Annotated in this window: 24 protein-coding genes, 1 tRNA gene and 2 pseudogenes; 16 read left to right on the top strand and 11 right to left on the bottom strand. The window is 68.6% G+C overall.

The window, feature by feature from the left end; translation table 11 throughout:
- Positions 1-42 precede the first annotated feature (42 nt).
- Together hisD and H5V44_RS04610 are read left to right on the top strand one after the other, a co-directional pair.
- The gene (hisD, locus tag H5V44_RS04615; RefSeq protein ID WP_185191926.1) at positions 43-1428 is read left to right on the top strand and encodes a histidinol dehydrogenase; all 1386 of its coding nucleotides are present in this window, start codon (positions 43-45) and stop codon (positions 1426-1428) included.
- A 4-nt stretch (positions 1429-1432) separates the two neighbouring features.
- The gene (locus H5V44_RS04610; RefSeq protein WP_185191925.1) at positions 1433-2197 is read left to right on the top strand and encodes a class I SAM-dependent methyltransferase; all 765 of its coding nucleotides are present in this window, start codon (positions 1433-1435) and stop codon (positions 2195-2197) included.
- A gap of 126 nt (positions 2198-2323) precedes the next feature.
- On the opposite strand, the gene H5V44_RS04605 is transcribed toward H5V44_RS04610, so the two are convergent.
- Positions 2324-2746 (bottom strand): universal stress protein, encoded by a 423-nt coding sequence (locus H5V44_RS04605; protein WP_185191924.1) that lies wholly within the window; start codon positions 2744-2746, stop codon positions 2324-2326.
- 109 nt (positions 2747-2855) lie between these two features.
- Between H5V44_RS04605 and H5V44_RS04600 the strand changes: the two genes are divergently transcribed.
- Positions 2856-3221, top strand: coding sequence for a HesB/IscA family protein (locus H5V44_RS04600; RefSeq protein WP_185191923.1), 366 nt, complete (start codon positions 2856-2858; stop codon positions 3219-3221).
- A gap of 28 nt (positions 3222-3249) precedes the next feature.
- Positions 3250-3501 (top strand): DUF5816 domain-containing protein, encoded by a 252-nt coding sequence (locus H5V44_RS04595; protein WP_185191922.1) that lies wholly within the window; start codon positions 3250-3252, stop codon positions 3499-3501.
- A gap of 45 nt (positions 3502-3546) precedes the next feature.
- Here H5V44_RS04595 and H5V44_RS04590 read toward each other — a convergent pair whose 3' ends face one another.
- On the bottom strand, positions 3547-3687 hold the full coding sequence (locus H5V44_RS04590; protein WP_185191921.1) for a hypothetical protein: 141 nt from the start codon (positions 3685-3687) through the stop codon (positions 3547-3549).
- A gap of 6 nt (positions 3688-3693) precedes the next feature.
- The gene (locus H5V44_RS04585) at positions 3694-3936 is read right to left on the bottom strand and encodes a universal stress protein (protein ID WP_185191920.1); all 243 of its coding nucleotides are present in this window, start codon (positions 3934-3936) and stop codon (positions 3694-3696) included.
- A 219-nt stretch (positions 3937-4155) separates the two neighbouring features.
- Here H5V44_RS04585 and H5V44_RS04580 point away from each other — a divergent pair, with 219 nt between their 5' ends.
- The gene (locus H5V44_RS04580; protein ID WP_185191919.1) at positions 4156-4308 is read left to right on the top strand and encodes a hypothetical protein; all 153 of its coding nucleotides are present in this window, start codon (positions 4156-4158) and stop codon (positions 4306-4308) included.
- Between the two features lie 113 nt (positions 4309-4421).
- The gene (locus H5V44_RS04575; protein WP_185191918.1) at positions 4422-4763 is read left to right on the top strand and encodes a DUF7116 family protein; all 342 of its coding nucleotides are present in this window, start codon (positions 4422-4424) and stop codon (positions 4761-4763) included.
- Here the strand turns inward: H5V44_RS04575 and fer are convergent.
- From fer to H5V44_RS04560, 3 genes are all read right to left on the bottom strand, one after another.
- On the bottom strand, positions 4760-5479 hold the full coding sequence (gene fer / locus H5V44_RS04570) for a ferredoxin Fer (RefSeq protein WP_185191917.1): 720 nt from the start codon (positions 5477-5479) through the stop codon (positions 4760-4762). The two genes, H5V44_RS04575 and fer, sit on opposite strands and share 4 nt — an antisense overlap.
- A 237-nt stretch (positions 5480-5716) precedes the next feature.
- On the bottom strand, positions 5717-6007 hold the full coding sequence (locus H5V44_RS04565) for a hypothetical protein (RefSeq protein ID WP_185191916.1): 291 nt from the start codon (positions 6005-6007) through the stop codon (positions 5717-5719).
- Positions 6008-6106: 99 nt separating this feature from the next.
- On the bottom strand, positions 6107-6295 hold the full coding sequence (locus H5V44_RS04560) for a hypothetical protein (RefSeq protein ID WP_185191915.1): 189 nt from the start codon (positions 6293-6295) through the stop codon (positions 6107-6109).
- Between the two features lie 215 nt (positions 6296-6510).
- On the opposite strand from H5V44_RS04560, the gene H5V44_RS04555 reads away from it, so the two are divergent.
- Positions 6511-7023, top strand: a complete 513-nt coding sequence (locus tag H5V44_RS04555; RefSeq protein ID WP_221625533.1) for a copper resistance protein CopD — start codon at positions 6511-6513, stop codon at positions 7021-7023.
- A gap of 172 nt (positions 7024-7195) precedes the next feature.
- On the opposite strand, the gene H5V44_RS04550 is transcribed toward H5V44_RS04555, so the two are convergent.
- A tRNA-Val gene (locus H5V44_RS04550) sits at positions 7196-7270 on the bottom strand.
- Between the two features lie 251 nt (positions 7271-7521).
- Here H5V44_RS04550 and trpD point away from each other — a divergent pair.
- Genes trpD through trpG form a run of 4 tightly spaced genes read left to right on the top strand, consistent with a single transcriptional unit; the run spans position 7522 to position 11531 of the window.
- A complete protein-coding gene (gene trpD / locus H5V44_RS04545) occupies positions 7522-8544 on the top strand; it encodes an anthranilate phosphoribosyltransferase (protein WP_185191914.1) in 1023 nt (340 codons plus the stop codon).
- Between the two features lie 4 nt (positions 8545-8548).
- Positions 8549-9226, top strand: a complete 678-nt coding sequence (locus H5V44_RS04540; RefSeq protein WP_185191913.1) for a phosphoribosylanthranilate isomerase — start codon at positions 8549-8551, stop codon at positions 9224-9226.
- Entirely contained in the window at positions 9223-10899 is a 1677-nt protein-coding gene (gene trpE / locus H5V44_RS04535) for an anthranilate synthase component I (protein WP_343067678.1), read from the top strand. Before H5V44_RS04540 ends, trpE begins: the two co-directional genes overlap by 4 nt.
- Complete coding sequence (gene trpG / locus H5V44_RS04530; protein WP_185191912.1) at positions 10896-11531, top strand: anthranilate synthase component II; 636 nt, start codon at positions 10896-10898, stop codon at positions 11529-11531. The genes trpE and trpG overlap by 4 nt, the downstream gene beginning before the upstream one ends.
- Positions 11532-11581: 50 nt before the next feature.
- On the opposite strand, the gene H5V44_RS04525 is transcribed toward trpG, so the two are convergent.
- The gene (locus H5V44_RS04525; RefSeq protein WP_185191911.1) at positions 11582-11791 is read right to left on the bottom strand and encodes a hypothetical protein; all 210 of its coding nucleotides are present in this window, start codon (positions 11789-11791) and stop codon (positions 11582-11584) included.
- Between the two features lie 501 nt (positions 11792-12292).
- Here H5V44_RS04525 and H5V44_RS17940 point away from each other — a divergent pair.
- From H5V44_RS17940 to H5V44_RS04515, 5 genes and pseudogenes are all read left to right on the top strand, one after another.
- Positions 12293-12895 (top strand): annotated as a pseudogene (locus tag H5V44_RS17940) (ribonucleotide reductase N-terminal alpha domain-containing protein); the annotation flags it as partial.
- A gap of 3 nt (positions 12896-12898) precedes the next feature.
- Positions 12899-14287 (top strand): annotated as a pseudogene (locus H5V44_RS18070) (LAGLIDADG family homing endonuclease); the annotation flags it as partial.
- Between the two features lie 15 nt (positions 14288-14302).
- Positions 14303-17290 (top strand): TSCPD domain-containing protein, encoded by a 2988-nt coding sequence (locus tag H5V44_RS04520; RefSeq protein WP_394354502.1) that lies wholly within the window; start codon positions 14303-14305, stop codon positions 17288-17290.
- Between the two features lie 65 nt (positions 17291-17355).
- Positions 17356-17496, top strand: coding sequence for an HVO_2523 family zinc finger protein (locus H5V44_RS17935; RefSeq protein WP_343067677.1), 141 nt, complete (start codon positions 17356-17358; stop codon positions 17494-17496).
- 164 nt (positions 17497-17660) lie between these two features.
- The gene (locus H5V44_RS04515) at positions 17661-18692 is read left to right on the top strand and encodes a phytoene/squalene synthase family protein (RefSeq protein ID WP_185191909.1); all 1032 of its coding nucleotides are present in this window, start codon (positions 17661-17663) and stop codon (positions 18690-18692) included.
- Between the two features lie 5 nt (positions 18693-18697).
- Here the strand turns inward: H5V44_RS04515 and cruF are convergent, their stop codons facing one another.
- The 3 genes from cruF to H5V44_RS04500 are packed head-to-tail and all read right to left on the bottom strand — an operon-like array spanning position 18698 to position 21917.
- The gene (gene cruF, locus H5V44_RS04510) at positions 18698-19582 is read right to left on the bottom strand and encodes a bisanhydrobacterioruberin hydratase (RefSeq protein ID WP_185191908.1); all 885 of its coding nucleotides are present in this window, start codon (positions 19580-19582) and stop codon (positions 18698-18700) included.
- Entirely contained in the window at positions 19575-20411 is an 837-nt protein-coding gene (locus H5V44_RS04505) for a prenyltransferase (RefSeq protein ID WP_185191907.1), read from the bottom strand. Before H5V44_RS04505 ends, cruF begins: the two co-directional genes overlap by 8 nt.
- A gap of 3 nt (positions 20412-20414) precedes the next feature.
- Complete coding sequence (locus tag H5V44_RS04500; RefSeq protein ID WP_185191906.1) at positions 20415-21917, bottom strand: phytoene desaturase family protein; 1503 nt, start codon at positions 21915-21917, stop codon at positions 20415-20417.
- Positions 21918-22019 lie beyond the last annotated feature (102 nt).

The following is a 22019-nucleotide window of genomic DNA, read 5'->3' as shown; positions in this document are numbered from 1 at the left end:
CGATCCGGAACGTCCTTACGCGGCCGCGTCGAATCGCGGGGTATGACGCTGGAAGTGCGGGCCGTCGCGGAACTCCCGCCCGACGAGCGGGCGGCCCTGTTCGATCGGGACGCCGGCGTGGCGGGCGCCCGCGACGACGCCCGGGAGATCGTAGAGCGGGTTCGGACGGAGGGCGACGTCGCCGTCAGGGAGTACTGCCGCGAACTGGACGGCGTCGAGGTCGGGAACCTCGACGTGACTGACGACGCCGAGCGTGCCTACGACGCAATCGACGCCGAGGTCCGGGACGCCATCGAGACCGCCGCCGAAAACGTCCGTGAGTTCCACGAGCGACAGGTCCCCGAGGACTGGCGGGCGAGTTTCGGCGGAGCGAGCGGTGGGGGTGCGGCCGACGGAAAGACGGCAGGCGGCGACGGGGGCGCCGCGGAGTCGGGACATCGCGAACTCGGCAGGCGGTTCCGCCCGCTGGAGCGGGTCGGCGTGTACGCGCCCGGCGGGACAGCGGCCTACCCCTCGAGTGTCGTGATGGGCGTGGTCCCCGCGAAGGTGGCGGGCGTCGAACACGTCGCCTTGGTGACGCCGCCGGCCGAGGAGATGAACCAGGTCACCCTCGCGGCCGCCCACGTCGCGGACGCCGACCGGGTCTACAGCATCGGCGGCGCCCAGGCGATCGGCGCCCTGGCGTACGGCACCGAAACCGTCACCCCAGTCCGGAAGATCGTCGGCCCCGGAAACCGGTGGACGACGGCGGCGAAGGCCGAAGTCCGCGGCGACGTCGACATCGACTTCCTGGCGGGGCCCTCCGAGATCCTGGTGCTCGCCGACGGGAGCGCGGATCCCGGACTCGTCGCCGCCGACCTCCTCGCACAGGCGGAACACGACCCGAACGCCTCCGTCGTCGCCGTCACCGACGACGCGGACTTCGCGGCGGCCGTCGTCGACGCGGTCGAGGCGCGGATCGACGGCCGCGAGCGCTCCGAGACGATCCGGGAGGCGCTCGACGCCGACGCGTCCGGCGTCCTCCACGCCCGGTCGATGTCCGAGGCGGTCCTGTTCGCCGAGGAGTACGCCGCCGAGCACCTCTCCATCCAGGCCGACGACGACGAGGCGCTGCTCGACCGGATCACGAACGCCGGGAGCGTGTTCCTCGGCCCGTACACCCCGGTCGCCGCCGGCGACTACGCCTCGGGGACGAACCACGTGTTGCCCACCTCGGGCGGTGCAAGGCGGTACGGCGGGCTCTCGGTCGACACCTTCCTCAGATCGACGACCGTCCAGCGGCTCGACCGCGAGGGGCTGGCGGACCTCGCGGAGCCGATCACGACGCTCGCCGAGGCCGAGGGGCTGGAGGCACACGCCGAAAGCGTCCGGGCACGGTTCGAGGCCGACCACACCAGCGGGTCCGGGACCGACGGGGACGCCGGGTAACCGGATGGCCGGTCGCCGCGCTGCGCCCCCGTCGTTCGCTGCGGCCTGCGAGGCCGTGCTCGCGGCGCCGGACGGCGACCACTCGACCGACACGACGCTGGCGCCGGTTCGCGCGCGGACGATCCCGGAGGGGTGGGCCGAGCGGCGTGACCGTGTAGTCGCCGCGCGGTTCCCGGCGGACGTCGAACGCGTCCTCGAAGTCGGCTGCAGCGTGGGAGCGTTTCTGGACCAACTCGGCACGCGGTACGACGCGGTCGGGATCGACGACAGACGCCCACACCTCCGGTTCGCCGCAGCCCGCGGCGGGGCAGTCGTCTGCGGCCGTCCGACCGCGCCACCGGTCCGGAACGTGTTCGACGGAGTGTGTACAGCGGAGTTCGCGGCCGCCCGGGCGTCGGCGGTCGACGTCTGTGTCGGGGCCTACGCCGCGCTCCGGCCCGGCGGGCTCGCGGTCGTCGTCGCGCCGACGGCCGCCTCCGGGGTGGCGGACTCCGGCGTCGAGACGTTCACCGGGTCGCGCTACCGACTCGAACGCGCCGTCGACGTCGAGAGCGAGGGGGCCGTCGGCGTGGACTACCGGGTCACCGACCGCCGGACCGGCGAGACGGCAGTAACCGCGGAGCGGCGGGGGGTCGAGACGACCACCGTCGACGGCCTGACCGCGGCGTTACGGACCGCGGGCTTCGAGGACGTGCTCGTCGTCGGCGAGAGCGACCTCCCGGATCTGGTCGTCGGGGTCGGCGTGCGGCCGGTGGATACGGGCCGCTGATCCGGACCGGTCTCGGTGGAGGCCCGCCCGCACGTCGGCGACGAGGTCGGCGGACGGATCTCGGTGGGGGCCCGCCCGCACGTCGGCGACGAGGTCGGCGAGTGCGAACGGGGACCGAAGCCCGCCTCACGCCTCGGAGCGGATCGTGAGCACCGGGGTCGACGAGAGGCGGACGACCCGTTCGGTGGTGCTACCAAGCAGGTATCGGTCCAGCCCGCGTCGGCCGTGGGTCCCCATCACGACGAGGTCGGCGTCGACGGAATCAGCGTAATCGAGGATGGTCTCGACCGGATCCCCCGTCAGGACCGTATCGACGACGTCGACGCCGGCATCGAGCCCCTCGACGGCCTCCGAGACGATCCGGTTGCCCTCCTGTTCTAACGCGTCGACGACCTCGCCGCCCTGGACGGTGAGGCTGTCGCGGTTCGTATCGGCGACGTAAAGGAGGTTGACCGTCGAGCTGTGCTCCTCGGCGAGGGCGACGGCGTGATCGAGTGCGGCCTGTGCCTGGTCGCTACCGTCGATCGGAACGAGGATGGTTTCGTACATACGGCCGGCTTCGGCAGGGGCGGACATATAAGCACGGCCCGGCGCCGGACGCCGGCCCCAGTGTCGACCCGGCGTCAACATTAACACGGTGCGTGCGGTAGTGGGTCCTATGAGTACCGAAACGGTCGAGGGCGGCAACGGCGGTACCGTGACCGTCACGCAGGAAGCCGCCTCCGAGGCGCTTTCCCTCATCGAGTCCGAGGGGCTCGACACCGACGAGGCTGGCCTCCGGCTGTTCGTCCAGCAGGGCGGCTGTGCGGGCCTCTCCTACGGGATGCGGTTCGATCACGAGCCGGAACCCGACGACGCGGTTGTCGAACAACACGGCCTCCGCGTGTTCGTCGACCCCGCAAGCCAGAACTACGTCGGCGGGTCGACGCTCCAATATGAGGGCGGCCTGCAGGGCGCTGGGTTCCACGTCGAGAACCCGAACGTCGTCAGCGAGTGTGGATGCGGGGAGTCGTTCCGGACGTGACCGATCCACGCCGGGGCCGGTAGCCGCGATGGCGACCGACCGCAACCCCGTCGAGACCCCCCGCGGCGAGACCGTCTACGTCGACCGGGCCGACGCCGAGCGCGGCGCCAAGGGACCGTTTTTCGTCGCCTACACCACCTCCGAGGCGGACCACCGGTGGGGGTTCTGGTGTGCGAACTGCGAGTCCGCGGACAACGCGATGGACACGATGGGGCGGATCGAGTGCAACGTCTGCGGCAACATCCGGAAGCCCGACGAGTGGGACGCCGCCCACGAGTGAAGCGACGAGCGGCGCAGTAGGGGCATCAACGGGGACAGGCTCGGCTCACTCCACCGAGCCGACGGTGAGCCCGGTCACGACGCGACCCGCGTTCTCGCTGCCGACGAACGCGATGCTCGTGTCGTTGTCCCGTGCGAACCGGCGTGGTACCCTCCCAACGGCGCCGGAAGGCGCGTAGCGATCCACGAACTCCTACCGGAACTCGGTGTCCGGGTCGACGTCGGCGACCATCGACCGGAGCGTCGAAACGATACTGTCGGTCGCGAGCGGGTCGGTCCCGTCGATCCAGTCTCGCTCCCTTGCGTACTTCGCGTCCCCACGCGGGATGACCGTGACCGCGATCACGCCCTGGTTCAACAGCCCGTCGAACTGTGCTGCCCGGAGGAGCGCCGCCTTCGGGAGATCGGACCCGTCGAACGGAACAAGTACCGTCATACGCTCCAGTACGACGGAGTCGCAAGAACAGGCCTCGCCAGCGCGTGCGTCCGAGCGGCACCGAACGTCCGCTACTCCGCCGCCGGGGCGCGACCAGACGTTCTCACATCCGACTCGGACGGGTCGATCCGGGTTGGTAGGGTTGCGCCGGCAGCCGTCCCCGCTGACGGCGTCGCAGGGTCCATCTGATTGTACGGCCGGCGGCCGTCGGCTCCCGCGATGATCGTGCCGGAACTCGGCGCGTGTCCGAACTGCGGGACGACGGACGTGTGCTGTTGTTCGAACGGTCTCGACGTCATCGGGGGCAACACCGAGAAGTACTGCCACGTCCGTGAGACGACGGTCGACCTCGGGGAGGCGGTGTACGGGTGACTGGGACGGTCGTGAGCGCCACGTTCCCACGACCTCCGCTGTCGGGATCGGAGTTCCCAGGTATGTGAGTTCGTGACAAGATTTAAACTGTCGGCCGTTGTACCCGGTTGTACATGCCCCCTGTCAGCATGCCTCCTTCGGAGGACGCCCGGACGATCTTCCGTCGGCTGGGCTACAGCGTTTCGGGCGACGGGCCGGAGTTCGTCGCCGAGCGAAAGTGGCGCACCGTGCGCGTCACGGCCGTCGCAGACGGCGAAGACCTACGTAGCCGCCGCGCGCTCGCGGACGGCGGCGAACCGTCCACGGAGTATCGGTTCCGATGCTTCGTCGCGCCGAAGTCCGCAACAGGGGACGTACGAAACCGGCTCCGGAGCGTCGACCCCACCTACGAGTGGGCGGTGATCGGCGTCGACGGCGACGGCGAGTACGACGTCTACCTCCCGAACGCGGGCTAATCGTCCGCGCGGGCGCTGCCGAACTGTTCGGCTGGGAGCCGTAGCTCCGCGAGCCCCGGAAGGTGTTCGATGTTGAACACGATCTTCAGGTCGTCCGTGACCGGCTCGCCGATACAGGAGAGTCTGACCCCGCGGTCGGTCAGGTCGTCGTCCAGCACCGTACTCACCGGCATCTCGAGGTCGCCCTCCACTACCGCAACGGCGCAGTTCGCACACGCGCCGCCGCGACAGGCGTACGGCCAGGAGAACCCGTACCGCTCTGCGGCTTCCAGCAGGGTCTCCCGGGGCTCGACCACCAGGATTCCGTGGGTGTCGACCCCGAGATCCGCTGTTTCGGCCTTCTCGAAGAGATCGTCGTCCGTGATGTTCCACCCATAGGACTCGACTGCGGCGTAGTCGAGATACTCGACCGTCGGTCCCAGTTCACCATCCCCGTCGCCGGTGTCACCGGCCGATGAGACCTCCTCCTCGGCGGAACCGGTCCGTCCGTCGGTCGACTCCGGTCGGTCGCTCCCGGCTGAGGCCTCGCCCGCCTCGAACGCCGCGGGGTCCCGACCGGCAGTGAGGTGTTCGTAGGCCCGTCGGACGCGTTTGAACGCCGCGACCGACCCCCCGTGGTCGGGGTGGACCTCCTTCACCCGTTTGCGGTACGCTCGGACGACGGCGTCCTCGTCGGCGTCGGCGTCGAGCCCCAATACGTCGTACGGCGATCCCACGATATTTGGTAGGGTGATAAGCCGCTTAAGTCCGACGGCCGCGGGTCGGCGACAGGCCTCTCAGCGTGTCCCGTCCAGCGTCGCACACCCGTCGGTGGCGGGAGAACGTCGAACTCTTCGACCGGTCTCTCGAAAGGAACCGGTCCGTCGCTGTCGGCCGGCTTCGGGGAAAGGACGGCTCGTCGCCGGCGGCGTAGTCGGTGTCGGGGCCCACTGGGCGGCTCGGCCAGTCGGCGCCTACCCGTCCCACGCGGCGTGGTCAGCGATCTCCTCGCGGACGGCCTCGCAGTCGGCCTCCGAGTGAACGCCGAGGGCGTCGACGACCGCAGAGCGGGTCTGTCGGTCGGTGATGGCGGTCCCGCCCGCTTCGGTTTCGAACCGAAAACTCGGGGCGGCCGACAGCCCGCCGAGGCTCGTTCCCTCCGACTGTTCGTCGGGCGTGGGTCGAACCCGGTGTTCCGCCAGCACGCGGATCAGCTCCTGACGATCCTCCTGGAGCGCGGTCTTGACCGCTTCCTGGACACCCATACGCGCGTGACTCGTAGCCAATCTATTCAGTTTTCCGTCGGGACGGGGTCCACACGGGCCAACTGCCGACCGCCCGGTCAGAGCCGCGGCCCCGCGTACTCAGAGCCGCGGCCCCGCGTACTCGTAGTAGGTGACCGCTTGCGCACACCACGAGCAGCCACAACTGTAGTAGCCGCTCCGACCCGTCAGGCGGTCCGGACAGGTGACCTCGACGTGACGCTCGAAGCGTTCGGCGAGGTCGTGGTAGCGCTCGCAGTTCCGCCAGAACGTCGTGGCCGCCGTCGACACGGGAACCCGTTCGTCAGAGACAAGATTCAACGTTGCGTGAGACGCGTTCCCGCGCGTGGGGGCCCGGGGCTCACCACCAGTTCCTCGTTCGACCTGCCGGTCGGCCGGCAGCTCCGGACGCGGCTGAAGACTGTTTGCGGCCCCGCTCGCGACAGCGCCGCGGGTCAATCGACCGCCCCCGAAACCCACAGGTGGCTGGCGACCAGGGTTCCGGTATGGGAGTGCTACTGTCGGCCTCCTACGTCGTCCACGTGCTCTCGGCGCTGTTGTGGATCGGTGCGGTCCTGTTCGTCGCCTCGCTGTACCTCCCCGCGTCGGGGGCGAACGGCGAGGACCTCGGCTGGACGCTGGATCGCCTCCTGTGGATCACCCGCTGGACCGGGGTGGCGCTCCCGGTCACCGGCCTCTATCAGGTCTGGCTGCTCTACCCGCTCCCGCGGCTGATTGGCACGCCGCGCGGGCATCTGGTCCTCGGGATGTTCCTGCTGTGGGGCGTCCTGAACGGGGTCGTCGAACTCGGCGTCTACCGCGCCCGGACCGTCGACGGCTCTCGGCCGTCCTTCGGGGCGTATATGAGTAAGGGGGTCGGCGTCGACGGCGGATTCCCGCGGGAGGACGCCGACGAGGCGCTGGCAGCGGTGCGGCCGTATTTGACGGGCGGGGCGGTGCTGAGTGTGCTTCTGGGCGTCGACGCGGCGTTGTTGGCAGGTGGGTTGGCCGCGCTGTGAGACCCCGGCTACGCGAAGCGGCGGACGAACAGCAGAATGGGTTGGAACGGACTCTGAACCACGGTCGTTTCGCTCGCAGTGCTCGCTTCACTCCCTGCTTCAAATCCATCCGGAACCACTTCCGATTCCACGGACTCCTCGCTGGCGCTCGCCGTTGCGAGGAATCAGAAAGTGGGTTGGGGCGGATTTGAACCGCCGGCCTCCTCCATGTCAAGGAGGTGTCATAACCGGACTAGACTACCAACCCGCCGGGTCGAAGGCGTTGTCGCACACTCCTTCGCGACTCGAAGTTTCCTGGGGATACAATTGAAGGTTTCGTTTCGGACACCGGCGTCCGCCGTCTGCCGATTTCCCGAGGACGAAGCGTCGCCTCGGTTCTATATCCCACTCAGCGGCCCGACAGCGGCGTATCGGGACGGCCGTGGACCCGCTCCGACAGTCTTATACTGGTGTACGGATTCGTTCACTACAACACGAAACCGTACATCGGTGACCACGATGACACTCCAGGAATACATCGAGCGCGCGGCCGACGGGGAGGATCTGACCCAAGAGGAGTCCCGCGAGGCGGTCCGACTGATCTTCGAGGAGGCGACCGAGGCCCAGATCGGCGCCCTGCTCGCGGCGCTCAGGTCGAAAGGCGAGACCGAAGCCGAGATCGCGGGCTTCGCCCAGGGGATGCGCGACGCCGCCCGAACCATCGACCCCGACCGGAAGCCGCTGGTCGACATCGTCGGGACCGGCGGCGACGACTACGACACGATCAACGTCTCCACGACGAGCGCCATCGTCGCGGCGGGTGCGGGCGTGGCGATCGCAAAGCACGGCAACTACTCCGTTTCCTCGACTTCGGGGAGCGCGGACGTGCTGGAGGTCGCCGGTGCGGACATCGAGGCCGAGCCGCCCGCGGTGGAGGACGCAGTCGAGCGCGACGGCATCGGGTTTATGCTCGCACCGGTGTTTCACCCCGCGATGAAGGCGGTCATCGGCCCGCGGAAGGAACTGGGAATGCGGACGATCTTCAACATCCTCGGGCCGCTGACGAACCCCGCAAACGCGGACGCACAGGTGGTCGGCGTATACGATCCCGATCTGGTGCCCGTGTTGGCCCACGCGCTCTCCCGGATGTCCGTAGACCGGGCGCTGGTGGTCCACGGCGCCGGGATGGACGAGATCGCGCTCCACGACGAGACCGTCGTGGCCGAAGTCGACGGCGACACCATTGAGGAGTACACCGTCACGCCCGAGCAGATCGGCTTGGACTCGGCGCCAGTCGAGGCGGTCGCGGGCGGCACGCCCGAGGAGAACGCCGCGGACCTCCGCGGGATCGTGACCGGCCGGGTGACCGGGCCAAAGCGCGACATCGTCCTCGCGAACGCCGGCGCCGCGATCCACGTCGCCGGCCTGACGGACTCCATCGAGGCGGGCGTCGAGGCGGCCGCGCGGGCCATCGACGAGGGGGACGCCGCGGAGACGTTCGCGGCGCTGTGCGGAACGGCCGACGCTCCGGTGGAGGGCTGACCGGATGGTCCGGGTGAAGATCTGTGGCGTGACAAGCGAGGCGGATCTACAGGCTGTCGAACGCGCCGGCGCGGACGCGGTCGGGATCATCACCGACGTGCCCGTCGACACCCCACGGGAGGTCACAGTCGAGGACGCGGGGACGTTGGCGGCGGCCGCGCCCCCGTTTCTCACGACGACGCTCGTGACGATGCCCGAGACCGTCGCGGAGGCGATCGCGACGGCCGACGCCGTCGGGGCGGACGCCGTCCAGATCCACGGCGGGTTCGACGCCGCGGAACTCCGTGAGATCCGCGAGGCGGTCGCCGCGAAGGTGATCGCCGTCGTCGACGCCGCCGCTCCCGACCGCGCGCGTGCCGTTGCCCCCGCGGTCGACGCCGTCCTGATGGACTCCGTCGACGGCGCGGGGGCGGGTGGCACCGGCGAGACCCACGACTGGGCGGCGACCGCCGAGGTGGCGGCGGGCGTTGCCGCGCCGGTCGTCCTCGCCGGCGGGTTGACCCCGGAGAACGTCGCCGAGGCCGTCGAGGCGGTCCGGCCGTTCGCCGTCGACGTCGCCAGCGGCGTCGAACGCTCGGGCGGCCGGAAGGACCGCGAGGCGCTCCGGAGGTTCGTTGCGAACGCGGCCGCGGCCGATCCCGGTGAGGATCGATCCACAAAGCCCGAGGAGGTCCCGTCGTGACCGACCTCTCGCAATCGCGGTCGGCGTTCGTCGAGGCCGTCGGCGCCGCGACCGATGCGGCCGACGGCCCGGTGGTGGCGCACGTGACCGCCGCGATGCCGGAGGTGACGCCGCTGACCGCGTACGTCGCGCTGTCGGGACGGAGCGACTACGGCTTCCTGCTGGAAAGCGCCGAGAAGACGCCGTCGAGCGACCCCGCCGGCGCGTTCGCGCCCGACCACGCCACCGCCGACCGCCACGCCCGGTTCTCGTTCGTGGGCTACGACCCCGACGCGGTCGTGACGGTCGGCCCCGGCGGGACGGAAATCGAACGGCTCGGCGGCCGGGCCGCGGAGTACGTCGAGGCCGCAGCCGACCTCGATGTCGACGCCGAAGGGGATGTCGAACGCGACCCCGACGTGTTGGATCGGCTCCGCGCGGCGTTTCCGGACCTCCCGCGGGTGGGCTTTCCGGACGACGACCGCCAGCAACTCCGCGGCGGCCTCGTTGGCTTTCTGGCCTACGAGGCGGTCTACGACCTGTGGCTCTCGGAGGTCGGCGTCGACCGCCCCGACACCGACACCCCGGACGCGGAGTTCGTGGTCACGACCAGGACCCTCTCCGTCGATCACGCCGAGGGGTCGGTGTCGCTGGTTCTGACGCCGGTCGTCGCGCCCGACGACGACCCCGGCGCCGTCTACGACGACCTCCGGGCCGAGGTCGAGCGGGTTGCCGACGCGCTCGCCGCGGCCGAGGACCCCGATCCCGGCGGCTTCGTCCGGTCCGGGGAGACCGCCGGCGCGAAAGCCGACTACGAGGCGGCGGTGCGGGAGACCAAACGCCACGTTCTCGACGGCGACGTCTACCAAGGGGTGATCTCCCGGACCCGGGAGCTCCGCGGGGAGGTCGATCCCGTCGGGCTCTACGAGGCGCTCCGGGCGGTCAACCCCTCGCCGTATATGTACCTGCTGCGGCACGACGACCGCCACATCGTGGGCGCCAGCCCCGAGACGCTGGTGTCTGTCACCGGCGCCCGGGTGGTGTCGAACCCCATCGCCGGCACCTGCGCCCGCGGGAGCAGCCCCGTGGAGGACCGGCGCCTCGCCGGGGAGATGCTGGCCGACGGCAAGGAGCGCGCCGAGCACACGATGCTCGTCGACCTCGCGCGCAACGACGTCCGCCGGGTCGCCGAACCCGGGAGCGTCCGCGTCGAGGAGTTCATGAACGTCCTGAAGTACAGCCACGTCCAGCACATCGAATCGACCGTGACGGGGACGCTCGCGTCGGCCGACGACCGCACCGAGGCGGACCGGGCGGGCCGCGCCGCCGACGCCTTCGACGCCACCCGCGCGACGTTCCCCGCGGGGACGCTGACCGGCGCGCCGAAGGTGCGGGCGATGGAGATCGTCGACGACCTCGAAGCAACTCCCAGAGGCGTCTACGGCGGCGGCGTGGGCTACTACTCGTGGTCCGGCGACGCCGACTTCGCGATCGTGATCCGGACCGCGACCGTCGACGCCGGCGGCGACGAGGACGTGATCTCCGTCCGGGCGGGCGCGGGGATCGTCGCCGACAGCGACCCCGCCGCCGAGTACGCCGAAACCGAACAGAAGATGGACGGGGTGTTGGCCGCGATCGACCGGATCGAGCGGGACCCGGACGCCGAAGCCGACGCCGGGGAGGTGGTCCGGTGACCCTCCGGCTTCTCGTCGTCGACAACTTCGATTCGTTCACGTACAACCTGGTAGAGTACTTCTCCGAGCAGCGGGTCGACGGCGAGCGCGTCGAAGTGGTCGTCAGGAAGAACACCGCGTCCCTCTCAGAACTCCGGGCGCTTTCCCCCGACGCTATCGTTATCAGTCCCGGGCCGGGCCACCCGGAGAACGACCGCGACGTCGGCGTGACCAACGAGGTGTTGACCACGCTGTCGCACTCGATCCCGACCCTCGGCGTTTGCCTGGGGCTCGAGGCCGCGGTCTACGCGTACGGCGGGGAGGTCGGCCACGCGCCCGAACCGATCCACGGGAAGGCGTTCCCGGTGGACCACGACGGCCGCGGGGTGTTCGCCGGCCTCGATCAGGGGTTTCAGGCCGGGCGGTACCACTCGCTGATCGCGACCGCGATCCCGGAGTGTTTCGCGGTGACGGCGACGACGACCCACGCCGACGACGAACTCGTGATGGGGATCCGCCACCGGGAGTATCCAATCGAGGCCGTCCAGTTCCACCCCGAGTCGGTGCTCACCGGCGTCGGTCACGACGTCGTCCGGAACTTCGTCGACGAGTGCGTGCGGTCGCGGGCCGGTGGCAGGCCGACAGAGGCGTAGGACCGCCCAGGAGCGGAGCCCCGGTTCGGGGGCGCCGAGGGAGGTCCGGATTACAGGACGGTGACGCCGAAAAAGGAGAGCACGAGCAGCCCCCCGACCACGACCGCGGCGATCGTGACCAGTCGCCAGGCGATCTTCAACGCGATCCGTCCGACGAGGACCACGACCGCGATCGCCACGATGACGGCGAGCGCCTGTCCGAGCGGGTTCCCCAGCAGGCCGCCGAGTTGGAGCGGCAGGGTCGCGAGTCCGTGAGTCATACGCCCACCTCTCGCCGGTACCCGAATAAGTCTGTGGGAACCGCGAAACCGGCGGCGCGGGGGAACAGCCGCACCTCGGTCGCGGACACATAAGCGAACGGGTACGTGTCGGGGGAGTGCCGGCATATCGACGACCCTCGGCGGGGATTCCCCGCCGACCGGATCACAGCGTCCGTCGGTTCGGCGGCCGCTGTGACCCCCTCAGTTCGCCTGGATTATCGCAGTACAGCGTCGGGTCCGTCAGCCTCGAATTTCACTTTCACTTCGGTCTGGTTATTTTGATACCCCGTCGGATCAAACGTCGTGTCGTCACGTCGATCGCGTGGCAGGGTCGGGGATGGGGCCAGGTTGCGTACCTGATATTTCCCGCGTCGCTGCCGGGATACCGAAGCCTTAACCGACCCGCGTCACTCCAACCCACCGTCACAAATGATCGTAGTCGAACCAGTCACCCGAACGGATGCGGCCCGGTGTGGAACCGCCGGCCCGGAGGTACAGTAGATGAGCAACCGACCCGCAGGCGCCGACGAGCTGAAGCTCCCCGTCAAGCGGACAGAGGGCGAGACCCTGGAGGACCGGCTCACGGCCAACGCCTACCACAACATCCTCCCCGCGCGGTACCTCCGGAAGGACCCCGAAGGCAACCCTCGGGAGTCCCAAGAGGAGCTGTTCCCCCGCGTCGCCAAGAACGTCGCACTCGCGGAGGCGGTCTTCGAGGCCGACAGCCGGGGCGTCGAGATCACCGTCACGCCCGATCAGCTGAAGCCCGATCACCCTCGGCGCAACGAACTCGCCGCGGAGGTCTTCGGGAAGGGTGTCACCGCCGAGGACGACGCTGAGACGACGCTGTCGGTCTACAACGTCAACAAGTTCGCGTACGACACCATCGTGCCCGAACTCCCCGACGACGTCCGCGAGCAGGTCGTCGAGAAGCGCGAGGAGTTCGAGTCGCTGATGGATTCGCTGTCGTTTATGCCGAACTCGCCGACGCTCATGAACGCCGGCGACGAGCTCCAGCAGCTGTCGGCGTGTTTCGTCGACTCCCCGGAGGACGACATCGACGACATCCACCAGACCGCAAAGGAGGCCGCACAGGTCTTCCAGTGTCTGACTGCGGACGCCACAGTCGCAGTCGAGGGGAAGGGTACCGTCTCGATCGCCGACGTCGAGCCCGGTGACCGGATCGTTCAGCGCGACGACGACGGCCACCGCGCCCGAACCGTCGACGAGGTACACGCCTACGACGACGCGCCGACGAAACGGCTCGTCACGGAGAGCGGCGTCTCGGTCCGCGGGACGCCGAACCACCGGCTCCTCGTCGACGGCGAGTGGCGCGAAATCGGCGACGTCGAACCCGGAGAGACGGTCTCGCTCAGACTCGGCTGGCTCACGGACGAGGACGAAACAGCCCCGTTGGAGACCGTCGCGGCCGGCGGTCAGTGGGACAGCGCCCGGACCGTCTCGAACGAGGCGATCGCGGAGCTCCACGCCGACGGACACAGCGACTACGAGATCGCCGCGGCGCTCGACTGCTCGCCGTCGACCGTCCAGCGCCGCCGCGCGAACGAACTCGAACTCCCGGCGAACGGAACCGGCGGTCGCCCCGCCGGCGCGAGCTTCGACGAGGACGCCTTCGACACGCTGTACGGCGAGGGGCACTCGGACGGCGAGATCGCGACAGCGCTCGATGTCAGCCCCGCGACGATCCAGCAACACCGGAGCGCCCGGGGCCTGGAAGCGAACGGGCAGCCGGTCAAGACGGTAACGCAACCCGAGGAACTGACCGCCGACCTCGCGGAGCTGCTCGGAATCTGGATCGGCGACGGGTCGGTCCACCGGGACGGGATCCGATTCCACGTCAACCGCGACGACGTGCTCAACCACATCGACACGCTCTCGCGGGAGCTCTTCGACACCGGAATCGATTACACCTGGTCCGACGGCTGCTACGAAGCGGTGATCCACAGCCACGAGGTCAAGCGCTTCTGGCTCCGGAACTTCGGCGACGCCAAGCCGTCCTCGGCGTCCGCGAGCGTTCCCGACCTGGTCCGGCAGACGGACCACGAACGCGTCTGTGCGTTCCTCCGCGGGCTGTTTTCGACCGACGGGACGCTCACGAAGGGGCGGTACCCGCGGCTCTATAGCGCGTCGGAGGCGCTCATCGAGGGCACGCTGCAGCTGCTTCTGGGCGTCGGCATCCCGGCGACGAAGTGGGAGTGGGAGAACGACGATCGGGAGTACTTCAGTGTCGCGCCGACCGACTCGGTCGGCCTCGAACGCTTCGCGGGCGACGTTGGCTACGTCGACACCCGTTCGACCGAACTGTCGGCGTCGCTCTCGGAGACGCCGCCGGGGCCGACCCAGTGCGGCACTGTCGTCGACGGCCACACCTGGGAGCAGGAGGTCCTCGCAGTCGAGGACGCCGAACCCGAAACCGTCTACGACGTCACTGTCGCTGGCAACCACGAGTACGTCGCCAACGGCGTCGTCTCGCACAACAGCGGCGGCGGGATGGGCTATGCCTTCTGGCGCCTCCGTCCGTACGGCGACCCGGTCGGCTCGACCGGCGGGATCGCGTCGGGCCCGATCACGTTTATGCGGACCTACGACCAGCTGTGTGAGACGATCGCGCAGGGCGGGGCGCGCCGCGGCGCCCAGATGGGCGTGATGCGAGTCTCCCACCCGGACGTCGTCCAGTTCATCCACGCGAAGAACAAGGACGTCTCGCTTGCGCACACCCTGCGGCTGAACGACCCCGACGACTTCACGCACAACTCCTTCGCCGACGCCTTGGAGGAGGCCCGCGAACTGATCGACGACGAGGGCCGGGTGCCGAAGCACCTCCGGAACGCGGTCGAGGGCCACCTCTCGAACTTCAACATCTCCGTGGGGATCACCGACGACTTCATGGACGCGGTCTACGAGGGCGAGGAGTTCACCTTCACCAACCCCCGGACGGGGGAGCCGCACGTCGCGACCGAGGAGACGAAGGAACTGTACGATATGTTCGACCTCGGCGAGCACGTCGAGGTCGGCGAGGAGCTGTCGGTCCCCGCCGAGAAGCTCTGGAACCACATCGTCGACGGCGCCCACCAGAACGGCGAACCCGGGGTGATCTACCTCGAACGCGTCAACAAACAGCACTCCTTCGACGTCGAGGAGCATCCGGACCACCAGATCCTGGCGACGAACCCGTGCGTGACGGGGGATATGGATGTCCGGCTGTCCGACGGTTCGACACGTCCGATCGGCGAACTCGCGGAAACGGACGATCGCGTGAGTGTTCGGACGCTTGACGCCCAGAATCGCGTTGTGAACCGTCCCGCGAGTGCGTTCCAGACGAAAGAGGGCGCCAAGGTTCTACGTATCACGACCGAGTCGGGGACATCGATCCGCGCCACCCCCGATCACGAGATTCGGACCGACGACGGCGAGTGGGTTGAGGCGGCGGATCTCTCCGCCGGCGTAGAGATCGTAAGCCTGTCTGCACCGCTCGCCACGCGTCACGGAACCGAAACCGAAGTCCGCACTGAGACGGTTGCGAGCATTGAGTCCGACGGCAGTGAGGATGTCTATGATCTAACGGTCGAGGAAACTCACAATTTCTTCGTCAGCGCGGACGGCGAGAAGGCGATCAATGTTCACAACTGCGGCGAGCAGCCGCTCGAGGAGTACGAGGCCTGTAACCTCGGCCACATCAACCTCTCGACGCTCGTCGACCTCGACGCGCCCGACTGGCGCGTCTGGTACGACGCCCACGGCGACGAGTACGACGACTTCGCCGAGGCGGTCGAGGCGTTCCTTGCGGAGGCCATCGACTGGGAGGAGTTCGACTACCGGATCGACCGCGGGACGCAGTTCCTCGAGAACGTGGTCACGATGTCGGACTTCCCGGTGCCGAAGATCGAGGAGACCGTCCGGCAGATGCGGAAGATCGGCCTCGGCGTGATGGGGCTGGCGCAACTGTACATCCAACTCGGCATCCAGTACGGCACCGAGGCGGGCAACGAGGTCGCCCGCCAGCTGATGACCCACATCAACCACGAGTCGAAGTGGACCAGCCACCGCCTCGCGGAGGAGCGCGGCACCTTCGCCGACTTCGAGGAGTCGAAGTACGCCGACCCCACCGAGTACCGCGAGTGGTTCGAGCACCACACCGGCCTCGACGCCGACGAGTGGGACGACGGGTTCCCGATCCGGAACCACAACACCACGACCGTGGCGCCGACGGGCACCACCTCGATGATCGGCAACACCACGGGCGGGATCGAGCCGATCTACAACGTCGCCTTCTACAAGAACGTCTCCGGCGACGTCCAGGGCGACGAGATGCTCGTGGAGTTCGACGACTACTTCCTTCGCACCCTGGAGGCCAACGACATCGACGTCGAGTCGGTCAAAAAGGAGGCCCAAGACCAGATGGCCGAAAACGAGTTCGACGGCGTCTCCTCGCTGTCGACCGTGCCGGCGGCGATCTCGGAGCTGTTCGTGGTCACCGGCGACCTCTCGGGCAAACAACACGCCGCGGTCCAGTGTGCCACCCAGGAGGGCGTCGACTCCGCGATCTCGAAGACCTGCAACTTCCCGAACGCCGCGACCAAGGAGGACATGGACGAGGTCTACCGCTACATCTACGAGAACGGCGGGAAGGGCGTGACCGTCTACCGCGACGGCACCCGCTCGAAGCAGGTCCTCACCACCCGCGCGCAGAACACCGACTTCGCCGACGAGAGCGAGGCCGCCGAGGCGCTCGTCGAACAGATCGAGGAGGTCTTCGGCGGGATCGACGGGTTCCTCGACAACGAGGCGGTCCAGGCCGCACTCGACGAGGAGGTCGAGCGGCTGCTGTCGGCGGCCGACGGCGAGCAGACCGACCTCGGGAAGAAGCGCCCGCGTCCGGACGTCCTCTACGGCGTCACCCAGCGGATCGACACGGGCTACGGGAAGCTCTACGTCAACATCAACGAAGACAGCGAGGGCCGCCCCTTCGAGCTGTTCGCGAACATCGGCAACTCCGGCGGGTTCACCGCTTCCTTCACCGAGGCGCTGGCGAAGACCATCTCGACGGCGTTGCGCTCCGGGGTCGATCCCGCCGAGATCGCGAGCGAACTCCAGGGCATCCGGAGCCCGAAGGTCGCCTGGGACAAAGGCGAACAGATCAACTCCATCCCCGACGCCATCGGGACGGCGATGCGCCGCTACCTCGACGGCGAGATCGAGAAGGGCTACCCACAGCAGCAGAACCTCTCGGAGGTCTCCGAGGAGGCCGGCGGCGACGCGCCGCCGCAGCTCGGCCGCGAGACCGACGGCGGCGCCGCGGTCGACGTGAGCGACGCCGACGTGGGCGGCGCCGACCTGCCCGACGCGGGCGGCTCCGACGCCGCCGATGACCTGCTCGAAGCGGGCGAGAGCCCCGAGTGCCCCGAGTGCGGGAGTATGTCGCTGTACTACTCCGAGGGCTGCAAGACCTGCGAGTCCTGCGGCTGGTCGGAGTGCTGAGCGCGACGGCCCGGTAGCAGCCCGGGACGCGAACCTTCTTGTCGGTTGCCACGCCCTGTACACCAGTGAGCGGATCGAACGACTCCACGACGGTCGCGCCGGGACGCCCCTGTCCGATCTGTGACCGGCCGATGGCCCACCGGCATTGTAAGTACGTCTGCCCCGAACACGGGGTCGTGTACGACTGCAGTGATACGTTTTGGTGATCCGACAACCGAACCCGAAACCACTTATAAATCTGGTGGCCGCAGTACTGCGGTCCGGTCGTTCCTCGGCACGAAGGGTTATATGAATTCAGTCCGAACTACGAACGATAGATGCGTGGTCGGATGCGACGGCGAGTAGCCGCCCTGACGTGTAACCGCTAACGATGGTCGAACAGGACCAGATCCGAAGGAGCAAGGCGATCCAGCGCCGCACCGGGAAGACCTTCCACCTCGCGACCCGGGTACTCCCCGAGCGCGTTCGGCACGCGACGTACGTGCTGTACGCGTTCTTCCGTGTGGCCGACGAGGTCGTCGACGCCGCCGACACCGCCCCGCCGCCGGAGCAGCGGCGCCGGCTCGAAGAGCTCCGCCTGCAGGCGCTCGGGGAGGAGGCGACCGACGACCCCGTTTTAGACGCCTTCGCCGAACTCCGGGAGGCCCACGACATCCCCCGCGAGGACGTCGACGCGTTCATCGACGCGATGCTCGAAGACGTCGACACCGACCGCTATGAGACCTACGAGGACTTGGAGGCGTACATGGACGGGTCGGCCGCCGCGGTCGGCCGGATGATGACCGAGATTATGGAGACGCCGCGGGCGGCGGAGGCGATGCCGCACGCGACCGCCCTCGGGGAGGCGTTCCAGCTCTCGAACTTCCTCCGGGACGTCCGGGAGGACGTGGTCGAACGGGACCGCATCTACCTGCCACTCGAGACGCTGCGAAAACACGGCGTGACCGAGGAACAGGTGCTGAACTTCGAGTACGACGAGCGGTTCCGCGCGGCGATGGAGGAGGAACTCCACCGGGCGGAGGCGCTCTACCGCGAGGGCGTCGAGGGGATCAAATACCTCCCCGAGGACTGCCAGTTCGCGGTGTTGCTCGCGGCGGTGCTGTACGCCGATCACCACCGCGAGATCCGGAAACGGGACTGCGACGTGCTCGCGACGACGCCGTCGCTGTCGACGCCGCGGAAGCTGTTTCTGGTCGCAAAGACCCGGCTGTACTGGGCGTTCGAACGCGACCCCGTCGCGGTGTTCCGGCGGGTGAGCGTGGTCCCGTACCCCGAGGACGGCGACACCACACGGGATCCGGGCCACTCCGGCCCTTCACGCGGCCGGACCTCGTGGTTCGGCGCGGGCCGCGTCGGCGGGCGTGTGACGGGGTGGCTCCGCAGCTTCACGAGAAGCGAGTAGCCGGCCTACCGTTGCCGGTCCGAGCCCCCGCGCCACGGCGCCCCCCGGGTCGGCGCGTCGAACCGGTCAGCTTTGATCAGTCCTGCTGCGAACAACCCTGCGACGGCGACCGCGATCCAGTTACCGAACCACGCGTTGATTCCCCCCCACAGGATGACGAACGAGACCAGATCGTCCAGCAGGAACTCACACGCATCGAGCCGGTCGACGAGCGCGTCGTGGTCGTACCCCCAATCCAAGGCGAGAACCGCGACGGTCGCCGAGAGGATCCACCCGGCGTAGTTCGAGAGCGGCACGCCGTAGAAGACGCCGCCGTTCGGGTACACCCAGAAGCCCAGCGCGACCGCGCCGGGATCCAAGACCACGTCCATCGTCACCACCGTCGCGATCACCGCGAGCAGCCTGACGGCTGCGACCCGGGCGCGGTCGCCGAGCAAGAGGAGACACAGCAGGTACGCGTTCATCACGATCGGGACGAAGAAGATCGGGAGCCCCAGCGGGACGCCGAGAACGGTCGGCCCGAGGTCGACGCCGTAGAAGAACTCCCCGTAGGGAACACCGGTGTGAACGCCGGCGTACTCGACGGCGTAGGAGTAGAGGATCAGGAGTCCGACCCCCGCGGCCGCCCGCCGGTCGGTGGCGCGGAGCAACCCCGCCACGAGCGGCGACCGCATCACGGCGGTCCCCAGCAGGATCAACAGCCCGTTGAACGCGAGCGGGGGTGGGAGCAGACCTTCCGCGCTTGCGAGCAGCAGGACGATCCCGTTCAGCGGGAAGAACACCGAGATGGTGAACCGGTTCTCCCTGACGAGTCGCTCCAGTCGCGCCTCCCACTCCGCGCGGCTCTCCGGGACCCGGTCGGCCAGCGCCGCGACGCCCGTCTCACGCATAGAGCAGCCTCCAGAGCGCGCCGAGCGTCAAAAGCGTTCCCACGGCGGTGTTGATCGCGGGGTACCACCAGTACGCCCGTTCGACGTCGACGTCCGAGCGAAAGACCGCGAACACGACGACCGGGTACGCCACCAGCAACAGCCCGATCCGGACGTCGACGACGGCGAACACGGCCGCGGCGGCGAGCCAACACAGCAGACAGTAGCCGTAGGTCAGCCGCTCCCCTAGGACGGTCGCAGTCGTCCGGATGCCCGCCTCCCGGTCCGGCTCGATGTCCGGAATCGCCGAGAAGGTGTGCATCCCCATCGTCCAGAGCCACGCGCCCGCAAGCGCCGCGAGCGGCGGATGGGTCCCGGAGACCGCCGCGTAGGCCGCGGCCCCAGGCAGGATGTACAGTCCGTTCGAGACCGAGTCGGCGACGGGCGTCGTCTTGAACCGCAACGGCGGCGCGGAGTACTGGGCGGCGAGAAAGAAGAAGCCCGCGAGGTACGGCCACGAAACCCGTGGCGTCAGCGCGAACGTCGCGAGGCCGAGGAGCCCCGAGGCGACGATGAGGGCGCTCACCAGCGGGTCCCCCTGCCACCGCGCCTCCCGGTCGTCCTTCTTGGGGTTCTCGACGTCGACGTCGGCGTCGAAGACGTCGTTGATGCCGTAGAGGAAGACGTTCGCGGGGAGCAGGAAGTACGCGAAAAGCGGGAGCGTGACCGGGGAGAACAGGCCGTCCGGGGAGCTCACGCCGAACGGCACCGCGACGGCGATGGGGCCGGCGAGGTAGAGCCAGAATCGCGGCCGCGACAGCGTTAGGAGATACCGGAGTCGCCCGAGCATCCCTTACGCGACGCTTTCGGCCATCGCCTCGGCCGTCAGTTGGCCGCTGATCAGACACATCGGCACGCCGATCCCCGGCGTCGTGAACGCCCCGGTGAAGTAGAGCCCGTCGACGGCCGACGAGCGGTGCGACGGCCGGAACAGCGCGGTCTGTCTGAGGGTGTGCGCGAGGCCGAGGGCGGTGCCTTGGGTGCTGTTGTACCGGTCGGCGAAGTCGTTCACGCAGAACCGCTCCTCGACGACGATCCGATCGCGGAGGTCGACGCCGGTGTTCGCCGCGATGTCGTCCAACACGAGATCACGGTACGTCTGGCGGAGTTCGGGGGTGTCCTCCAGGCCGGCCGCGACCGGCACGAGGGCAAAGAGGTTCGAGTGGCCGTCGGGTGCGACCTCGTCGTCGGTCTGGGACGGGACACACAGGTAGTACGCGGGGTCATCAGGCCAGGCGGGGTCCTCGAAGATGGTCTCGAAGTGGTCGTCCCAGTCGGTGGGAAGCACCAGCGAGTGGTGTGCAAGCGGGTCGACGTCGCCCTCAACGCCGAGATACAGGAGAAACGCCGAGGGGGCGTAGGTGCGGGAGCCCCAGTAGTCGGCGTCGTACTGCCGTTTCTCGGGCGGGAGCAACTCCATCTCGGTGTGGCGGTAGTCGGCGTTGCTGACGACGTAATCGGAGTAGAATTCCTCGCCGTCCTCGGTCCGGGTGACGAACGCGCCCTCCCGGCCCTTGATTTCGGCGGCGGGGGCGTCGGTCCGGAAGTCGACGCCGAGTTCCTCGCCGAGTTCGACCACGCCGTCGACGACGCCGCCCAGCCCGTTTTCGGGGTAGTAGACGCCCATATTGAAATCGACGTGGCTCATCAGGTTGTACAGCGCGGGCGTGTTGTTCGGCGCACCGCCGAGGAACACCAGCGTGTACTGCATGATCTGCTGGAGTTTCGGGTGATCGAAGTACTTCTCGACGTGGTCCTGCATCGACCCGATCAGCGACAGCCCCCGGGCGTTCTTGGCGACGTTCCAGTCGAGGAAGTCCGTAATGGAGTTTCGGTCCTCGTAGACGAAATGTTCCATTCCCACCTCGTAGTTCTGTTTCGACTTCTCCAGGTACTCGTCGAACCGCTCGCCGGCCCCCGGCTCGTAGGACTCGAAGGTCTCCCTGTTGGCCTCGAGGTCGGGGACCATATCCACGCGGTCGCCGTCCTTGAAGAAGATCCGGTAGTGGGGGTCGAGCCGCGTGAGTTCGTAGTACTCCGAGGGCTCGCGGCCGAAGTGCCCGAAGAACCGCTCGAAGACGTCCGGCATCAGGTACCACGACGGCCCCATATCGAACCGGAACCCGTCGACTTCGAGGCGGCTCGCCCGGCCCCCCAGCTGCTCGTTTTTCTCCAGAAGCGTCACGTCCGCACCCGCATCGGCCAGATAGCAGGCAGTCGAGAGGCCGCCGAAGCCGCCGCCGATCACGACGACGTCCGACCCGTCGAGCGATCGGAGGTCAGAGAGGGAGTTCATACGTCGGCTTGGGACGTGATCGGTATAAAACGACTGACCGGCGAGCGGGGTGGAGCCCGGAGATCGAACGGCGAGAATATTTACCCGTGATCGCTCCCTACC

It is taken from the genome of Halobellus ruber, assembly GCF_014212355.1.
GTDB lineage: Archaea > Halobacteriota > Halobacteria > Halobacteriales > Haloferacaceae > Haloquadratum > Haloquadratum rubrum.
Note: the sequence above shows the minus strand (reverse complement) of the source record. Positions and strands in the feature narration are given on the sequence as shown.